Raw genomic sequence first — 16,916 nt, 5'->3', positions numbered from 1 at the left:
AAGGCCGTCTGAATAAGACGAAAGGGCGTGTGAAGACACGCCCTTTTTTATGGTTTCGAGTTTTCGCATATAAAAAAGCGCGGGATTGCCCCCACGCTTTTTTCAGACGGCCTCTTACAAAGCAGCCAATACGGCATCGCCCATTTCTGAGCAGGAGACCAGTTTGGTACCTTCTTCGTAAATGTCACCGGTACGCAAACCTTGTTGCAGTACTTTTTGTACAGCGTTTTCAACTTGTTGCGCGCGTGCTTCGTCGTTCAGGCTGTAACGCAGCAACATGGCAAGAGACAATACGGTTGCCAGCGGATTGGCTTTGTTTTGACCGGCAATATCGGGAGCAGAGCCGTGGGACGGTTCGTACAGGCCTTTGCCGTTTTCGTCCAATGAAGCGGAAGGCAGCATACCGATGGAGCCGGTCAGCATGGAGGCCTCGTCAGAGAGGATGTCGCCGAAAATGTTGCCGGTGGCAATCACGTCAAATTGTTTGGGCGCACGTACCAACTGCATGGCGGCGTTGTCCACGTACATATGGGAAAGCTCGACATCAGGATATTGCTTGCCGATTTCCTCAAAGATTTCGCGCCACAGTTCGGTGGTTTCCAAAACGTTGGCTTTGCCTACGGAGCAGACTTTTTTGCTGCGTTTTTGGGCGGATTGGAAGGCAACGTGGGCAATACGGCGGATTTCGCTTTCGCTGTATTTCATGGTGTTGTAGCCTTCGCGTTCGCCGTTTTCCAAAACACGGATGCCGCGCGGTTCGCCAAAGTAAATATCGCCGGTCAGTTCGCGTACGATAAGGATGTCGAGGCCGGCTACGATTTCAGGTTTAAGCGTGGAGGCGTTGGCCAGCTCGGGATAAAGGATGGCAGGGCGCAGGTTGGCAAACAGATTCAAGTCTTTACGGATGGCCAACAAGCCGCGCTCAGGACGCAACGGACGGTCGAGATTGTCGTATTGAGGAGAACCGACTGCACCAAGCAGGACCGCATCGGCTTTACGGCAAAGGTTTTGCGTGAATTCTGGATAAGGATGGCCGTATTCGTCATAGGCTTCGCCGCCCAAAGGCGCATATTCGTAGCTGACATCCAAACCTTGTTCGATAAGTTTGTCGAGTACACGGACGGTTTCTGCAACGATTTCAGGGCCGATGCCGTCGCCGCGCAAGATAGCGATATGTTTGGTCATTTCGGGTTTCCTTATGGGAAGGTTTTAGGTAAAGGGCAGGTCGCCTGTTTTTCAGACGGCCTTAAATCAATTTGCTCTGAAAACGCTGATTGTACCATTATGGTACTGGTAAAGCTGGGTAGAAATTGCGTAGGCAGAGTCTTCAAATGCCTGCAGGGCAATATTTGCCATCGCTTGCAAAGCCTCTTCATCGGACGGGCTGCAAACGAGCAGGGCATTGCGTGCCGGGACTGCAAAAACGGGATTGGCCGGCAGCATAGGATCGTCTTTAAGTACTTCGTCCAAAAGCAAAATCAGGGAAGCATCATAGTCGTTGTCCAAATGGATTTGAGCCAATGACCAACCTTCGGCATGATGAATTTGAACACGTCCATTCATCCGTTGGCGCAAATTATCCATGGCGGTACGATATAAGGCGTCTTCATCTTCAATACCGGCCTCTTTCATATGCTCACGATTGAGCGTATGCATGGATTCGTCCGTATCCACCATATAAAGCAACATGATATCGCCTGCAATCGGTTTGTATACCAAGTAATCGGCAGGCTCGTCTTCGTCCGTATTTGTAATCAGTCTGACGTTTTCCAGATAAATCGTATTTTTAATCGTCGGAAGAATTTGTTGTGCTGAAACACTGGCATCAGTGTCTTGAATCTTATCGATAACCGCTAAATTGGCAGCAACAATAGCTTCCAAGGCCTCGGGATTCTGCAGATAACTTGTGTAATGGTTGCTCAAATATGTGCTGAACGATGCTTCATCATCTTCGGAAAACTGGACGATGATAGGCGAAGAAGCAATGTTTTCGCCCCAGTCGATTTGCGCCTCAAGATCCAATTTTTCTTGGATGCGACGGGCAAAGTATTCGACAAATTCCTGCCAAGTCATTAATTTAGGTTTGGAGCGGAACAACCTGCTGAAAAAAGACATATCGTGTCCTGAATAAGGGGATAAGGCCGTCTGAAATATTATAGGCGTTCGGTTTCAACACGGATTTTAAAAACAACTTTGCGTATGTTTGCCCTGTCGCCGACCAATGGGGCATGCGCATCATTTGGGAAAAATAGCGCAAATTCGCCGGGCTCCAAGGTCAGCCAAGTTTCCGGCTCGCAGTTGAAAAACTCAATATCGCGCTTTTCGTTGTAGCCTAAACCGTTTTTCAGACGGCCTCTGTCTATCCAGCCATATGTTTCGCTGCCATCAATCGGCGTTTGAATATCAATATGTTTTAAGTGAGCTTCAGGCTGGGCTTCGCATTTAGCCCTCATCGTCTCGCTGCCGATAAAAATACGGATATTGGGATTCTCGCATGGCATTTGGCCGTCTGGCAGATTGGCAAAATCTAGGGTCTGCAACAGATGGAAGGCCTCGGCAAAGTCGGGATGTAGGGCTGCGTAGCGGGTGGCATTGCTTATGGTGTCGGTAATCATGGTGTGGTTAGGTAGAATTAAACTTCAGACCAATACGTTTTTAAGGATGCTTTATTTGAATTGTAACAACAAGGCCGTCTGAAAATGCTTTTTATGGAGTTGTGTTTTGCAAATCCAAAGTAGAAGCATAATGTTCCGCTATGGGAACACGCTTACGGCTGACTTGGTTTATATCGCTGCCTTCTTCAGTCCATAAAAACGGAAAGAACGTGTAAACGCTGTCGCCATTCAAATTACGAATTTCTTCGCGCCAATTTTCCCAACGCAGGTTTTCGTAAAACAACTGCAAATCGCCGGTCAATGCCCAATTTAAGAAGTCACCATAACCTTTACCGCAATCTTCCCATTCCAAGGTATCCGGTGGCAGGTAGAAAACATTACCTACTTTGCCATCTAATCCCCCACCGTTTATGGCAAAGTAGCCGCCCGTGGCATCATCGGCAAACAGATAATAGGGAGCAGGGCCTGCTGGCTCGGATTGTGTGCGGCTCAGATTCCAACTTCCCAGACCACGGGGTAGCTTCGCACTGCCGGAACCAAGTATCCGTAACCAGCCGTTATCAATCAGGATGCCGCCGGTTTCATAAACGACAGCGCCCATAAACGAACGTGTTGTTACTTGGGTTTTGACAAGTTCTTCCTTTGCCTTTTCAAGCGTGCGGGGTAAAACTTCAACGCTGTTTACCGCTTCTGTAAGCCACTCTTGAATCAATGGCCATGCAGGGTCTTGGGTTTGGATTAATTCGTCGAATGATCTCATGGACTATCTCAAAACATTCAGTAAAGGCCGTCTGAAACACTTAAATTTTTCAGACGGCCTTTTGTATATCAACCGTTAAACAGCCAAGGCTGGCTTTGGCGGCGTTTTTCTTCGAAATCGCGGATTTCGTCGGCGTGTTGAAGGGTCAGGCCGATTTCGTCCAAGCCGTTTAAGAGGCAGTGTTTGCGGTGTTCGGTAATGTCGAATGTGAATGTTTCGCCGCTAGGGGTGGTCAGGGTTTGCTCGGCAAGGTCGATGGAGAGCTGATAGCCTTCGTTGGCTTCAACTTCTTTGAAAAGCTGGTCAACCTGTTCTTCTGTCAAAACGATAGGCAAAAGGCCGTTTTTGTAGCAGTTGTTGAAGAAGATGTCGGCAAAACTGGGGGCAATGACGGCGCGGAAGCCGTAGTCGTCCAATGCCCAAGGGGCGTGTTCGCGTGAAGAGCCGCAACCGAAGTTTTTACGCGTCAACAGGATTTGTGCGCCTTGATAGCGTGGTTGGTTCAGGGAGAAATCCGGATTCAACGGGCGTTTGCTATTGTCCATGCCCGGTTCGCCGTGGTCGAGGTAACGCCATTCATCAAAGGCATTGGGGCCGAAGCCGCTGCGTTTGATGGATTTCAGAAATTGTTTGGGGATGATGGCATCGGTATCGACGTTGCTGCGGTCGAGCGGGGCGACGATGGCGGTAATTTTGGTAAAGGCTTTCATGTCAGATTCTTATAGTAATAATAGGAAATTTTATGGCTATTCAGGTTAGCGTGTGCTGTGCAAACCGATTCGGTTGCCTTCTGTGTCTTCGATAAATGCTGCAAAGCCGTTGGCAATGCGGAATTTCTCTTGTAACAGTTTGCCGCCTACTGCAACGGCTTTTTCTACTGTTTCGGCACAATCCGGGCAATTGAAGAAAATAGTCGTTCCACCGTGGCCGGGCTGGGCATTACTGTCGTGCCAAATCATGCCGGCCGTACCGTGTTGGGTGTAATCGGCTGGAAAAATGATGAAACGGAATCCGTTGCCGCCAACGTCTTGCAGGGGCTTGTCGAATACGGATTCGTAAAAGGCTTTGGCGCGATCCAAATCATGAGCGTGAATACCAAACCAGCTTGACGGATTACTCATTGTTTCTTCCTTTGCTTGGAATCGTGAAAATGTCTGAAAAATTAATAATGTATCAGGCCGTCTGAAACGGAGTCAGGAGCTTCAGACGGCCTAATTTACCGAATTATTCGGTAGCGGCTTCAATTTTGTTGCCAACATGGCTCATGCCGCGGCCTACTGCATTGCCGCCTTTTTTAACGGCTTCGCCGGTTTTGTCGGCAACGTGTTCAGCGGTTTCTTTGGTTTTATCGGCTACGCGCTCGGCAGTCTCTTTGGTTTTGTCCCAATTGCGGTTGGCATCATCTTTTGCGCCGGACCAAGTGCTGGAACAAGCTGACAGGATGAGGGCTGCGGCAGCCAATGCAAACAGTTTTTTCATACTAGATTCCTTTCAAGTTATCGATGATTGAGAAGGTTTTCGGACGTTTTGCGCAATAGGAAAACTTACTTGAGCAAGGTATTGTTTCAGACGGCCTGATGAATAAAGGCCGCCTGAAAATACTTTAAGCCATAGTGCGGATGTCGGTAAAGTGGCCGGTAACTGCGGCTGCGGCTGCCATAGCCGGGCTGACGAGATGGGTGCGTCCGCCGTTGCCTTGACGGCCTTCAAAGTTACGGTTGGAAGTGGAGGCGCAGCGTTGTCCCGGGGTCAGGCGGTCGGCATTCATGGCGAGGCACATCGAGCAGCCCGGTTCGCGCCATTCAAAGCCGGCATCGATGAAAATTTTGTCCAAGCCTTCTTTTTCAGCTTGTTCTTTAACCAAGCCGGAGCCGGGAACGATTAACACGCGTTGTACATTGTCCGCTTTTTTACGGCCTTTGGCGATGGCGGCGGCTTCGCGCAAATCTTCGATACGGCTATTGGTACAAGAACCGATAAAGACGATATCGACAGGGATTTCGTTTAATGGAGTACCGGCTTCCAAGCCCATGTATTCAAGGGCGCGTTCCATGCCGCTGCGTTTGACCGGATCGGCTTCTTCGGCAGGATTAGGCACTTTGCCGCTGATGTCTAAAACCATTTCAGGCGATGTACCCCAGGTTACTTGAGGCTCGATGTCTTCGGCTTTGAAGTGGTATTCTTTATCAAAAACTGCGCCTTCGTCAGACACCAGCGTGCGCCAGTATTCGACGGCTTTGTCCCATGCTTCGCCTTTAGGTGCGAAAGGTTTGCCTTTTACATAGTCGATGGTGGTTTGGTCGACGGCAACCATACCTGAGCGCGCACCGGCTTCGATTGCCATATTACACAGGGTCATGCGGCCTTCCATAGAAAGGCTGCGGATGGCTTCGCCGCCAAACTCGATGGCGTAGCCCGTACCGCCGGCCGTACCGATTTGGCCGATGATGTAGAGGGCGACGTCTTTGGCAGTAACGCTGGGTTTTAGACGGCCTTCAACGGAAATCAGCATGGATTTGGATTTTTTTGCGGTAATACACTGTGTCGCCATGGTGTGTTCGACTTCGGAAGTGCCGATACCGTGCGCCAATGCACCAAATGCGCCGTGGGTAGAAGTGTGCGAGTCGCCGCAGACAACGGTCATGCCGGGCAGGGTAGCGCCTTGTTCCGGACCCATAACGTGTACGATGCCTTGGCCTTTATCCATAAACGGGAAGTAGGCGAGTGCGCCAAACTCTTTAATGTTTTTGTCCAAAGTATCGACTTGCAGTTTGGAAATTGGGTCTTGGATACCTTTGTCCCAGTCGCCGGTCGGGGTGTTGTGGTCGGCTGTGGAGACCACGCTGTCGATACGCCAGAGTTTGCGGCCGGCCATTTTCAAGCCTTCAAATGCTTGCGGGCTGGTTACTTCGTGAACCAGGTGGCGGTCGATGTAAAGCAGGACAGTGCCGTCTTCTTCTTCGCGGACGACGTGGCTGTTCCAAAGTTTATCGTAAAGGGTTTGTGCGCTCATGATGAGTTTCTTTGCTAATTGGTAAGTATGAATGATGGTTTGTGTTTATGGGCGGATTTTAGGCTTTTTATAGGGGCTGTGCAATAGAAATTTGTCCAATTTTTAAAATTTGTCGTAAAGTTTCAAAAATTCTTATTAAAAATTAGACAAATTGTAGAATTGTTGACAAAAAGATGCATTTTATCTGAAAGAATGCTTGTCGAAATGCACTAAAAAGTTCTATCATTCTCACTTAATATCCACATTTACCAAGAGGTATAGAGAATGAAATTACCGGTTCTGGCTCCTGAGTACCTGACTCAATTTCAGGAATTCGAGAGAAAAATTCTTGCCAATCATGCCAAAATCGAAGCATGGTTTCGTTCGCATTGGAACGAACACCGTCCGCCGTTTTATGGTTCGGTTGACATCCGCAATGCCGGTTACAAAATTTCATCTATCGATATGAATTTGTTTCCGGGCGGCTTCAATAATTTGAATCCAAACTTTATCCCGCTGGCGGCGGTTGCCGCGCAAGATGCGGTACAGCGCGCCTGTGAAACGGCAAAATCCGTATTGATTATTCCTGAAAACCACACGCGCAACACATTCTATCTTCAAAACGTTTACGCACTCAGCGAGATTTTGTGTTCGGCAGGGTATGAAGTCCGTTTGGGCAGTCTGAATCCGGAAGTTACCGAGCCGACTGAGTTTGAAACTGCCTTGGGCGACAAAATCCTGCTGGAGCCTCTATTGCGTACCCGCGAGCGCGTCCACCTTGCCGACGGTTTTTCGCCTTGCGTCGTCTTGTTGAATAACGACTTGTCCGCCGGCGTTCCCGATATTCTCAAAGGCATCAGCCAAACCGTATTGCCTCCATTGCACGGCGGTTGGACGACGCGCCGTAAAACTGAGCATTTCGGCGCATACAACCAAGTTGCCGCCGAATTTGCCAAGCTGATTGACATCGACGAATGGCAAATCAATCCTTATTTTGAAAAAATCGGCGGTTTGGATTTCCAAGAGCGTGAAGGCGAAGATGCGTTGGCGAGTGCGGTAGAGCGCGTGCTGGCGAAAATTCAAGCCAAATACGATGAATTGGGTATTACCGACCAGCCTTTCGTTATTGTGAAAGCCGACGCAGGCACTTACGGCATGGGCGTGATGAGCGTTAAATCTGCCGATGAAGTGCGCGGATTGAACCGTAAGAACCGTAATAAAATGGCGAAAGTCAAAGAGGGTTTGGAAGTTAGCGAAGTTATTGTCCAAGAAGGTATTTATACCTACGAAACCATGAATGGTGCCGTGTGCGAACCCGTTGTGTATATGATGGACCGTTTCGTAATCGGCGGTTTCTTCCGTGTACACGAAGGTCGTGGTGCAGACGAAAACCTCAACGCCGGCGGTATGGTGTTTGTTCCGCTGTCCAACAGCATCCCCACCGGCAGCGGCGACAATTCTCAAGAAGCCCCCGAAGCCTGCAAACGAGTATTTGAACAATGGGACTCGCTCGGTATGCCGCGCTCTGAAAAAGACTGCGACGTGGACAACGAACACAACCGCCTCTATGTTTACGGCGTAATGGCGCGCCTGTCCTTGCTTGCCGCTGCATTGGAGTTGGAGAAAACCGCGCCTCAAGCCTAATCAAGCATTGATCGATATTGTCAGGCCGTCTGAAAATTAGTTTTCAGACGGCCTTTTCTGTCTGTACAATTCATTCTAACTAAAAAAACATGATTTATTTTTATGAGCAAACCAGCCAATCCAGTTGAGACAAACGACACTCTGCAAGATCAAGCCATGCAGCGCAGCAATACCGACAATGCGCCGCGTTCTGCCATTCACCAAACCCTGTATTCTGCCGATACCTTTGTTCAGCATGATTATCTTGCCGGAAAAAACTTGCCCGATATTGTCCGTCCGCAAGAAGGCCAAATCAACTGGCTGCATTTTGTCGGCATCAATGATGTTGCCTTGCTCAAACACGCGCTTGAGCCTTATGGTATCCATGAGCTGGTTATTGAGGATATTCTCAGCCGCAAGCAACGTCCGAAAATCGAAGACTACGGCAGCTATGTTTTTACTGCCGCACAGGTTTACCACTACACCTCCACAGGCAAGCTCCATTCCGACCAAGTGTATGTGATTATCGGCAAAGATTTTGTGCTGTCTTTCCAACAAAAACCGTTGGGCTTGTTCAGCCATCTCCGCCGTCAGATGCACGAAAATCCGCACAATATTTTGAACAAAAATACAGCGTTTCTTGCTTATTGCCTGCTAGACCGCATTGTGGACGACTATTTCATTGTTTTGGAGTCGTACAACAACCGTGTAGAAGTAATAGACAAGTCCCTGTTTAAAAATGAAAACAGCGATATTCTCAGTAAGATTCACCGCCTCAAGCGCGATGCCGTCCGTCTGCGGCGCACGCTTTTGCCATTGCGCGATGTGTTCTACCAGCTGGCCGTGCGCGGTGATTTTGCTATTTTCAAAGGCGAATCGACCGTCTATCTGCGCGACGTGTACGACCACAATATGCAGCTTATCGAATCGCTTGATGCCTCGCGTGATATGGTGTTGAGCATGATGGACATTTATCTTTCCTTCCAATCCAACCGCATGAATCAGCAAATGCGCGTGTTGACGGTTATTACCATCATCTTTATGCCGCTAACCGTCATCACCGGCATCTATGGCATGAACTTCGACAATATGCCCGAGCTGCATTGGCATTACGGCTATTTCATGGTTTTGGGTGTAATGTTGTGCATCATCATCGGACTGCTGATTTTCTTTTCGCGTAGAAAATGGCTGTAAACGGGTAGGCAAGGGGTTGAAATTCAACGATTAAAAACGGTAGAATGATTTTGCACACGTGCAGTCTGAAGTTTTCAGACAATTTAAAAATAAATATCAAAAGGAGAATAAACGATGAAACCGGAACGCCAACTACCTTCCCATGAACTGATCATGTCCGAGCTGATGATGCCTTATACGGCAAACTTCAGCGGCAATGTTCACGGTGGCGATCTTTTGCGCCTGCTTGACCAAGTAGCATATTCCTGTGCTTGCCGTTACAGCGGTACCTATTGCGTAACTCTGTCTGTTGATAAAGTATTGTTTAAAGAACCTATTCATGTCGGCGAACTGGTAACCTTTTACGCCAGCATCAACTACACCGGCCGTACTTCTATGGAAGTCGGCATCCGTGTAGAGGCGCAAAACATCCACACCGGCGAAGTGCGTCATACCAACAGCTGCTACTTCACCATGGTTGCTGTTGAAGACGGTAAGCCGGTTCCTGTACCGCCTTTGGAAATCAATACACCGCGCCAACGTTGCCGTTATGAAAGAGCTAAAAAGCGTAAAGAGTTGAGTTTGCAGGCTGCGGACAAAGATTCTGGCTGCAACTAAATTCAATTTATTAAATAACGAAGGCCGTCTGAAATCCTGTTTCAGACGGCCTTCACGCAAAAGCCATAAACCGCTTGTTTTGTGGTAGAATCAACAAGATTTTTGCCATACGAAATTACAGATAATCATGACCGACGCAACCATCCGCAACGACCATAAATTTGCACTTGAAACCCTGCCAGTCAGCCTTGAAGACGAAATGCGCAAGAGCTACCTCGATTACGCCATGAGCGTAATTGTGGGACGAGCCCTGCCGGATGTCCGCGACGGTCTCAAGCCGGTACACCGCCGCGTGTTGTACGCGATGCACGAGTTGAAAAACAACTGGAATTCCGCCTATAAAAAATCGGCACGTATCGTCGGCGACGTTATCGGTAAATACCACCCTCACGGCGATATAGCCGTTTACGACACCATCGTCCGTATGGCGCAAGACTTCTCCATGCGTTATGTGCTGATCGATGGTCAGGGTAACTTCGGTTCTGTCGACGGCTTGGCTGCAGCAGCCATGCGTTATACCGAAATCCGCATGGAAAAAATTTCCCATGAAATGCTGGCGGATATTGAAGAAGAAACCGTTAATTTCGGCCCCAACTATGACGGTAGCGAACATGAGCCGCTGGTATTGCCGACCCGTTTCCCTGCGCTGTTAGTCAATGGTTCGTCCGGTATTGCCGTCGGTATGGCAACCAATATCCCGCCGCACAATTTGGGCGATACCATCAATGCCTGCCTGCGTTTGTTGGATGAGCCTGAAACTGAAATCGACGAGCTGATCAACATTATCCAAGCGCCCGATTTCCCAACAGGTGCGACTATTTACGGCTTGAGCGGCGTGCGCGAAGGCTATAAAACCGGCCGCGGCCGCGTGGTAATGCGCGGTAAAACCCATATCGAGCCTATCGGCAAAAACGGCGAACGCGAAGCCATCGTTATCGATGAAATTCCATATCAAGTAAACAAAGCCAAGCTGGTTGAGAAAATCGGCGAGTTGGTACGCGAAAAAACGTTGGAAGGCATCTCCGACCTGCGCGACGAGTCCGATAAATCCGGTATGCGTGTCGTGATCGAATTGAAACGCAATGAAAATGCCGAAGTCGTTTTGAACCAACTCTACAAACTGACCCAGCTGCAAGACAGCTTCGGTATCAACATGGTGGCATTGGTTGACGGCCAGCCACGCTTACTGAACCTGAAACAAATTCTGTCTGAGTTCCTGCGCCACCGTCGTGAAGTCGTTACCCGTCGTACTTTATTCCGCCTGAAAAAAGCGCGTCATGAAGGCCATATTGCCGAAGGTAAAGCAGTTGCCTTGTCCAATATCGACGAAATCATCCGTCTGATCAAAGAATCTGCCAATGCACCGGAAGCCAAAGAAAAACTGCTGTCCCGCCCATGGCGCAGCAGCTTGGTTGAAGACATGCTCAGCCGTACGGATTTGGACCTGCACATGATGCGCCCTGAAGGCTTGCCAGAGAATTTGGGCCTGCACAGCCAAGGCTATTATCTGAGCGAATTACAAGCCGATGCCATTTTGCGCATGAGCCTGCGTAACCTGACCGGCCTCGATCAGGAAGAAATTGTCGGCGAATATAAAAACCTGATGAGCAAAATCATTGATTTTGTGGATATTCTTTCCAAACCAGAGCGCGTTACCCAAATCATTCGCGAAGAATTGGCAGACATTAAAGCCAATTTCGGCGATGAACGCCGCAGCGAAATCAATCCGTTTGGCGGCGATATCGCCGATGAAGACCTGATTCCGCAACGCGAAATGGTCGTTACCCTGACTCATGGCGGCTACATCAAAACCCAGCCGACCACCGACTATCAGGCTCAACGTCGCGGCGGCCGCGGCAAACAGGCAGCGGCAACAAAAGACGAAGACTTTATCGAAACCCTGTTTGTTGCCAACACGCATGATTATTTGATGTGCTTTACCAATTTGGGCAAGTGCCATTGGATTAAAGTGTACAAACTGCCGGAAGGCGGCCGCAACAGCCGAGGTCGTCCGATTAACAACGTCATCCAATTGGAAGAAGGCGAAAAAGTCAGCGCCATCTTGGCCGTCCGCGAGTTCCCGGAAGACCAATACGTTTTCTTCGCTACCGCACAAGGCATGGTGAAAAAAGTCCAGCTGTCTGCGTTTAAAAACGTCCGCAGCCAAGGTATTAAAGCCATTGCGCTTAAAGAAGGCGATTACTTGGTCGGCGCAGCACAAACCGGCGGTGCGGACGACATTATGCTGTTCTCCAACTTGGGCAAAGCCATCCGCTTTAACGAATATTGGGAAAAATCCGGTAACGATGAAGCAGAAGATGCCGATATCGAAACCGAAAACGAAGATTCAGACGGACTGGATGATGAAAATGCCGAAAACGCATTGCCAAGCGGCAAACATGGTGTCCGTCCGTCCGGTCGCGGTAGTGGCGGCCTGCGCGGTATGCGCCTGCCGGCCGATGGCAAGATTGTCAGCCTGATTACCTTCGCCCCTGAAGCCGAGCAAAGCGATTTGCAAGTACTGACCGCTACCGCCAACGGCTATGGCAAACGTACCCCGATTGCTGATTACAGCCGTAAAAATAAAGGCGGCCAAGGCAATATCGCCATCAATACCGGCGAGCGCAACGGCGATTTGGTTGCCGCGACTTTGGTCAGCGAAACCGACGACCTGATGCTGATTACCAGCGGCGGCGTCCTGATTCGTACCAAAGTTGAGCAAATCCGCGAGACCGGCCGTGCTGCCGCAGGTGTCCGCCTGATTAATCTGGACGAAGGCGAAACCTTGGTCAGCTTGGAGCGCGTGGCTGAAGAGGCTGAAGATGAAGCCGCTTTAGAAAGCGATGTAGCTGAAAACCAAGAGGTAGAAGCTGAAGATACTCCGTCTCAAGAATCTTAAACGTCAATGAAAAAGGCCGTCTGAAAAGTTTTCAGACGGCCTGCTTATTCCAAAAGAAAATCCCGTGAGCGCAACCGAACCGTTCGATTTACCTCTTTTTCTGAAAAATCTGCCCAATCTGCCGGGCGTGTATCGTTTTTTTGACGAAGACAATAATGTTTTGTATGTCGGCAAAGCGGTCAATCTCAAGCGGCGCGTTTCCAGCTATTTCCAAAAAAACGACCATTCGCCGCGCATCGCATTGATGGTAAAACAGGTTCACCATATCGAAACCACCATCACGCGTTCCGAAGCTGAAGCGCTGATTCTCGAAAACAACTTCATCAAAGCCTTGTCACCGAAATACAATATTCTTTTCCGTGATGACAAAAGCTATCCTTATTTGATGCTCAGCGGCCATCAATATCCGCAAATGGCGTATTACCGCGGCACGCTGAAGAAGCCTAATCAATATTTCGGCCCGTATCCCAACAGCAACGCCGTGCGCGACAGCATTCAAGTATTGCAAAAAGTCTTTATGCTGCGTACCTGCGAAGACAGTGTATTTGAGCATCGCGACCGTCCTTGTTTGCTTTACCAAATTAAACGCTGCACTGCGCCTTGTGTCGGCCACATCAGCGAAGAAGATTATCGCGACAGCGTGCGTGAAGCAGCCACTTTCCTCAATGGCAAAACCGACGAACTGACGCGTACCTTGCAACACAAAATGCAAACCGCCGCCGCTAATCTACAATTTGAAGAAGCTGCCCGTTACCGCGATCAAATTCAAGCGCTCGGCATCATGCAGAGTAATCAGTTTATCGACAGCAAAAATCCGAACAATCCCAACGATATCGATTTGCTCGCGCTGGCAGTTTCAGACGGCCTGGTTTGCGTACACTGGGTCAGCATCCGTGGCGGACGGCATGTCGGCGACAAAAGCTTTTTCCCCGACACCAAAAACGATCCCGAGCCAAACGGACAAGATTACGCCGAAGCCTTCGTTGCCCAACATTATTTGGGCAAAAGCAAACCCGACATCATCATCAGCAACTTTCCCGTTCCCGATGCGCTGAAAGAGGCCTTGGAAGGCGAACATGGCAAACAAATGCAATTTGTCACTAAAACCATAGGCGAACGCAAAGTCTGGTTGAAAATGGCGGAACAAAACGCACAAATGGCGATTGCACAACGCCGCCTGCAACAAAGCAGCCAGCAACACCGTATTGATGAACTGGCCAAAATCCTCGGCATGGATTCAGACGGCCTCAACCGCCTTGAATGTTTCGATATCAGCCACACGCAAGGCGAGGCCACTATTGCGTCCTGCGTTGTGTATGATGAGCAAAACATCCAGCCTTCGCAATACCGCCGCTACAACATCACGACCGCCAAGCCCGGCGACGACTACGCCGCCATGCGCGAAGTGTTGACGCGCCGTTACGGCAAAATGCAGGAAGCCGAAGCCAACGGCGAAAGCGTCAAATGGCCGGATGTCGTGTTGATTGACGGCGGCAAAGGGCAAATCGGCGTAGCCGTATCGGTATGGGAAGAACTCGGGCTGCACATTCCTTTGGTCGGTATCGCCAAAGGCCCCGAGCGTAAAGCAGGTATGGAAGAACTCATACTGCCTTTTACCGGAGAAGTCTTCCGCCTGCCGCCCAACAGCCCGGCCTTGCATTTATTGCAAACCGTACGCGATGAGTCTCACCGCTTTGCGATTACAGGCCACCGCAAAAAACGCGACAAAGCACGCGTTACTTCCTCTCTCAGTGAAATCCCCGGTATCGGCAGCAAACGCCGCCAAGCATTGCTTACCCGATTCGGCGGTCTGCGTGGCGTGATTGCGGCCAGTCGCGAGGACTTAGAAAAAGTGGAAGGCATCAGCAAAGCATTGGCGGAAACCATTTACGAGCATCTGCACTGATTGGCTTGAACAGCAAAAAGGAACAATATGAAACCTGTCATCATCAAAAATATCGAGATCGGCAAAGGCCTGCCTAAAATTGCCGTGCCGCTGGTGGCCGCCAATACGCAGGAATTGGAGCAGGCTTTACGCGTATTGAAAGATACGGCTTTTGACATTATTGAATTTCGTGCGGATTTTTTTCAAGAAGCGCTTGATGCCGATTTTATTGCCGAGCAATTAGGCATTGTCCGACAGGCTTTTCCTGACAAGCCCTTGCTGTTTACGTTTAGAAGGGCGCAAGAAGGCGGCAATACGCCTTGTTCGGACGACTATTATTTTGAATTATTGGAAAAAATCATCCGTTCCAAACAAGCCGATATTATCGATATCGAGCTTTTTGCCGGGGAAAGCGGCGTAAAACAAACCATTGCTTTGGCGCATGAGTATCAAACTGCCGCCTTACTTTGCAATCACGATTTCCAAGTCACGCCGTCTTTGGCAGACATTACAGGCCGTCTGAAAACAATGGCCGAGTGGGGCGCGGATATCTGTAAAATTGCCGTCATGCCGCAATCGCCGCAAGATGTATTGACTTTATTGCAGGCAACATATGATGTTTCACAAATTATCGACCACCCGATTATTACTATGTCTATGGGTAAAATCGGAACTGTCAGTCGCTTGGCCGGTTCGACTTTTGGCTCAGCCGTTACCTTTGGCGCGGCACAAAAAACGTCGGCCCCCGGCCAAATTGATGCCAACGAATTAAGGAAAATCTTGGCAATTTTGGGATAGTTTAATTATTAATATTCAAGGCCGTCTGAAAAATATTTTTCAGATGGCCTGATTTTTTTAAATTTATTTCTTTTAATTTTAAATAAAACCTGTAACAATGGGTTTCCTATTTCTAATAACTAGAGGAGAAATAAAATGACTACTACTAAAGAAAACCTGGCGAATCCAGGTCCAGTAGGCCTGTGTGGCTTTGCATTGACAACTTGGTTGCTCAGTCTGATTAACGGCGGCTTTTTTACTGCTCAAGAGGGTGTCGGCTTAGTTTTGGGCATGGCTCTCGCCTTTGGTGGTATCGCCCAAGTTATTGCCGGTATGTTTGAGTTCAAGAAAGGCAATACGTTTGGCTTTACCGCTTTTATCAGCTATGGCGCCTTTTGGTGGACATGGGCTTTGTTTACCATCTTTTTTAAAGGTGAAACAGCCCCGGCATTTATCGGCTGGTATCTTTGTGCATGGAGTATGTTTTCACTGATGATGTTTGTGGCTACCTTGACCAAGCCTAAAGTATTGAGCGGTATTTTCTTTTTCTTGACACTGACTTTCTTTGCCCTGGGCATTGGCGATGGCATGGAAAATCATAGCATCGTCCATATCGGCGGTTGCTTAGGCTTGGTAACTGCACTTGGTGCGTTCTACTTGGCCGCCGCGGAAGTCATTAACGAATCTTTCGGCAAAACAGTTTTGCCGGTTGGCGAGCGTAAATAAGCTTTGTCATACAAAATGCCGTCTGAGCAGTGGAAATGAAATCAAAGATTTCGACCGCAATGTTCAGACGGCATTTTTTATTTGTCTTCAAATAAATCGACATCAAATAAATCTGGCTCTTTGATGCGCTCCCGACAATCAAGTTTGATGTCTTCGGTAACCCGACAGCAGCAAGGCAAAATTTCTCCGGGTGCGACAAAAGCGAGCGGAAAATTATCATAAGAGACTTTTCCATCCAAGATTTTGATTCGGCATGAACCGCAATAACCGCTGCGACATTGGTATTCAACCTCGTGTCCGGTGCGCTCCAAGCCCTCCAATAAGGTTTCGCCTTGTTGGAGTTGGAAGGTTTTGTCGTGTGTGCTAATGAGTGCCATGTGTGTTTTAGGGCATAGAGGCCGTCTGAACAATGTTTCAGACGGCCTTAAATATATAAATTCAAATAATCAAGCCTTTTTCCCACAAGGCCAAAACGACATGAAGCTGGCTGTTATATTTTTTTTCATTACCCACAATTTCGCGCCAGAAAACGGATTTTTTCTGATTTGCCCATTCGGGATCATTTTTTAAAAGGCTGACCGCTGCAACGGCATATTCTCCGTTTTTGGAATGTTTGGTTTTGACTTTTTCCGGGTTGATTCCTTTAACCAACCCCGCACGACACAATCCCAAAAATACATTCTTTGGGCATCCTTTTTTTCTAATTGACTCCTTGATGGGAAATGATGCCGCAATCTCTGTCCAAGCTTGTTCCATATCTTCATATTTAGAATATGATTCAGCTGCTTTTACCGCAATGTCGCCATAAATCTTCATTTTTGGTTATACCTTGAGGATTGAAAAGAGAT

The 16,916-nt window shown here is 48.7% G+C and carries 17 protein-coding genes; 7 read left to right on the top strand and 10 right to left on the bottom strand.

The genetic code is table 11. The annotated features are described in order from the left end of the window. Positions 1-114: 114 nt before the first annotated feature. The 8 genes from leuB to leuC form a co-directional block, all read right to left on the bottom strand. Positions 115-1,185, bottom strand: a complete 1,071-nt coding sequence (gene leuB / locus RRV97_RS03515; RefSeq protein WP_036490965.1) for a 3-isopropylmalate dehydrogenase — start codon at positions 1,183-1,185, stop codon at positions 115-117. A 66-nt stretch (positions 1,186-1,251) separates the two neighbouring features. Further along, positions 1,252-2,115, bottom strand: coding sequence for a DUF1444 family protein (locus tag RRV97_RS03510; RefSeq protein ID WP_315611992.1), 864 nt, complete (start codon positions 2,113-2,115; stop codon positions 1,252-1,254). 38 nt (positions 2,116-2,153) lie between these two features. Beyond that, positions 2,154-2,615, bottom strand: coding sequence for a YhcH/YjgK/YiaL family protein (locus tag RRV97_RS03505; protein WP_315611991.1), 462 nt, complete (start codon positions 2,613-2,615; stop codon positions 2,154-2,156). Positions 2,616-2,706: 91 nt separating this feature from the next. Next, complete coding sequence (locus tag RRV97_RS03500) at positions 2,707-3,375, bottom strand: DUF2625 domain-containing protein (RefSeq protein ID WP_315611990.1); 669 nt, start codon at positions 3,373-3,375, stop codon at positions 2,707-2,709. Between the two features lie 68 nt (positions 3,376-3,443). Next, the gene (leuD, locus tag RRV97_RS03495; RefSeq protein ID WP_254322005.1) at positions 3,444-4,085 is read right to left on the bottom strand and encodes a 3-isopropylmalate dehydratase small subunit; all 642 of its coding nucleotides are present in this window, start codon (positions 4,083-4,085) and stop codon (positions 3,444-3,446) included. A 45-nt stretch (positions 4,086-4,130) separates the two neighbouring features. Then, entirely contained in the window at positions 4,131-4,496 is a 366-nt protein-coding gene (locus tag RRV97_RS03490) for a VOC family protein (protein WP_315611989.1), read from the bottom strand. A 103-nt stretch (positions 4,497-4,599) separates the two neighbouring features. Continuing rightward, positions 4,600-4,854 carry a hypothetical protein gene (locus RRV97_RS03485; RefSeq protein ID WP_070843525.1) on the bottom strand — a complete coding sequence of 85 codons (255 nt, stop codon included), beginning with the start codon at positions 4,852-4,854 and terminating at the stop codon, positions 4,600-4,602. A gap of 124 nt (positions 4,855-4,978) precedes the next feature. Then, positions 4,979-6,388, bottom strand: coding sequence for a 3-isopropylmalate dehydratase large subunit (leuC, locus tag RRV97_RS03480; RefSeq protein ID WP_315611988.1), 1,410 nt, complete (start codon positions 6,386-6,388; stop codon positions 4,979-4,981). Between the two features lie 264 nt (positions 6,389-6,652). On the opposite strand from leuC, the gene gshA reads away from it, so the two are divergent. From gshA to RRV97_RS03445, 7 genes are all read left to right on the top strand, one after another. Then, positions 6,653-8,011, top strand: a complete 1,359-nt coding sequence (gshA, locus tag RRV97_RS03475; RefSeq protein ID WP_315611987.1) for a glutamate--cysteine ligase — start codon at positions 6,653-6,655, stop codon at positions 8,009-8,011. Between the two features lie 102 nt (positions 8,012-8,113). Next, positions 8,114-9,184 carry a magnesium/cobalt transporter CorA gene (corA, locus tag RRV97_RS03470; RefSeq protein ID WP_315611986.1) on the top strand — a complete coding sequence of 357 codons (1,071 nt, stop codon included), beginning with the start codon at positions 8,114-8,116 and terminating at the stop codon, positions 9,182-9,184. Positions 9,185-9,298: 114 nt separating this feature from the next. Next, positions 9,299-9,781, top strand: coding sequence for an acyl-CoA thioesterase (locus tag RRV97_RS03465; RefSeq protein ID WP_049351048.1), 483 nt, complete (start codon positions 9,299-9,301; stop codon positions 9,779-9,781). A 127-nt stretch (positions 9,782-9,908) separates the two neighbouring features. Next, a complete protein-coding gene (gyrA, locus tag RRV97_RS03460) occupies positions 9,909-12,680 on the top strand; it encodes a DNA gyrase subunit A (protein WP_315112874.1) in 2,772 nt (923 codons plus the stop codon). A 64-nt stretch (positions 12,681-12,744) separates the two neighbouring features. Then, on the top strand, positions 12,745-14,586 hold the full coding sequence (uvrC, locus tag RRV97_RS03455) for an excinuclease ABC subunit UvrC (RefSeq protein ID WP_114926207.1): 1,842 nt from the start codon (positions 12,745-12,747) through the stop codon (positions 14,584-14,586). Positions 14,587-14,613: 27 nt separating this feature from the next. Continuing rightward, entirely contained in the window at positions 14,614-15,363 is a 750-nt protein-coding gene (aroD, locus tag RRV97_RS03450; protein ID WP_315611985.1) for a type I 3-dehydroquinate dehydratase, read from the top strand. A gap of 135 nt (positions 15,364-15,498) precedes the next feature. Next, entirely contained in the window at positions 15,499-16,068 is a 570-nt protein-coding gene (locus RRV97_RS03445) for an acetate uptake transporter (protein ID WP_315611984.1), read from the top strand. 77 nt (positions 16,069-16,145) lie between these two features. On the opposite strand, the gene yfaE is transcribed toward RRV97_RS03445, so the two are convergent. Together yfaE and RRV97_RS03435 are read right to left on the bottom strand one after the other, a co-directional pair. Next, positions 16,146-16,445 (bottom strand): class I ribonucleotide reductase maintenance protein YfaE, encoded by a 300-nt coding sequence (gene yfaE, locus RRV97_RS03440; RefSeq protein WP_070589115.1) that lies wholly within the window; start codon positions 16,443-16,445, stop codon positions 16,146-16,148. A gap of 61 nt (positions 16,446-16,506) precedes the next feature. Continuing rightward, the gene (locus RRV97_RS03435; RefSeq protein WP_315611983.1) at positions 16,507-16,884 is read right to left on the bottom strand and encodes a DUF6979 family protein; all 378 of its coding nucleotides are present in this window, start codon (positions 16,882-16,884) and stop codon (positions 16,507-16,509) included. Positions 16,885-16,916 lie beyond the last annotated feature (32 nt).

The organism is Neisseria sp. DTU_2021_1001991_1_SI_NGA_ILE_055 (genome assembly GCF_032342915.1).
Lineage (GTDB): Bacteria > Pseudomonadota > Gammaproteobacteria > Burkholderiales > Neisseriaceae > Neisseria.
The sequence above is the reverse complement of the archived record's forward strand: the minus strand, read 5'-3'. Positions and strand labels throughout refer to the sequence as shown.

Excerpts from the sequence above, each read along its gene's own strand:
- RRV97_RS03500 (WP_315611990.1), bottom strand. The coding sequence starts at position 3,375 with ATGAGATCATTCGACGAATTAATCCAAACCCAAGACCCTGCATGGCCA.
- leuB (WP_036490965.1), bottom strand. The coding sequence starts at position 1,185 with ATGACCAAACATATCGCTATCTTGCGCGGCGACGGCATCGGCCCTGAA.
- RRV97_RS03485 (WP_070843525.1), bottom strand. The coding sequence starts at position 4,854 with ATGAAAAAACTGTTTGCATTGGCTGCCGCAGCCCTCATCCTGTCAGCT.
- RRV97_RS03505 (WP_315611991.1), bottom strand. The coding sequence starts at position 2,615 with ATGATTACCGACACCATAAGCAATGCCACCCGCTACGCAGCCCTACAT.
- yfaE (WP_070589115.1), bottom strand. The coding sequence starts at position 16,445 with ATGGCACTCATTAGCACACACGACAAAACCTTCCAACTCCAACAAGGC.
- RRV97_RS03465 (WP_049351048.1), top strand. The coding sequence starts at position 9,299 with ATGAAACCGGAACGCCAACTACCTTCCCATGAACTGATCATGTCCGAG.
- RRV97_RS03445 (WP_315611984.1), top strand. The coding sequence starts at position 15,499 with ATGACTACTACTAAAGAAAACCTGGCGAATCCAGGTCCAGTAGGCCTG.
- gshA (WP_315611987.1), top strand. The coding sequence starts at position 6,653 with ATGAAATTACCGGTTCTGGCTCCTGAGTACCTGACTCAATTTCAGGAA.
- leuC (WP_315611988.1), bottom strand. The coding sequence starts at position 6,388 with ATGAGCGCACAAACCCTTTACGATAAACTTTGGAACAGCCACGTCGTC.
- corA (WP_315611986.1), top strand. The coding sequence starts at position 8,114 with ATGAGCAAACCAGCCAATCCAGTTGAGACAAACGACACTCTGCAAGAT.
- RRV97_RS03490 (WP_315611989.1), bottom strand. The coding sequence starts at position 4,496 with ATGAGTAATCCGTCAAGCTGGTTTGGTATTCACGCTCATGATTTGGAT.
- gyrA (WP_315112874.1), top strand. The coding sequence starts at position 9,909 with ATGACCGACGCAACCATCCGCAACGACCATAAATTTGCACTTGAAACC.
- RRV97_RS03435 (WP_315611983.1), bottom strand. The coding sequence starts at position 16,884 with ATGAAGATTTATGGCGACATTGCGGTAAAAGCAGCTGAATCATATTCT.
- RRV97_RS03510 (WP_315611992.1), bottom strand. The coding sequence starts at position 2,115 with ATGTCTTTTTTCAGCAGGTTGTTCCGCTCCAAACCTAAATTAATGACT.
- aroD (WP_315611985.1), top strand. The coding sequence starts at position 14,614 with ATGAAACCTGTCATCATCAAAAATATCGAGATCGGCAAAGGCCTGCCT.
- leuD (WP_254322005.1), bottom strand. The coding sequence starts at position 4,085 with ATGAAAGCCTTTACCAAAATTACCGCCATCGTCGCCCCGCTCGACCGC.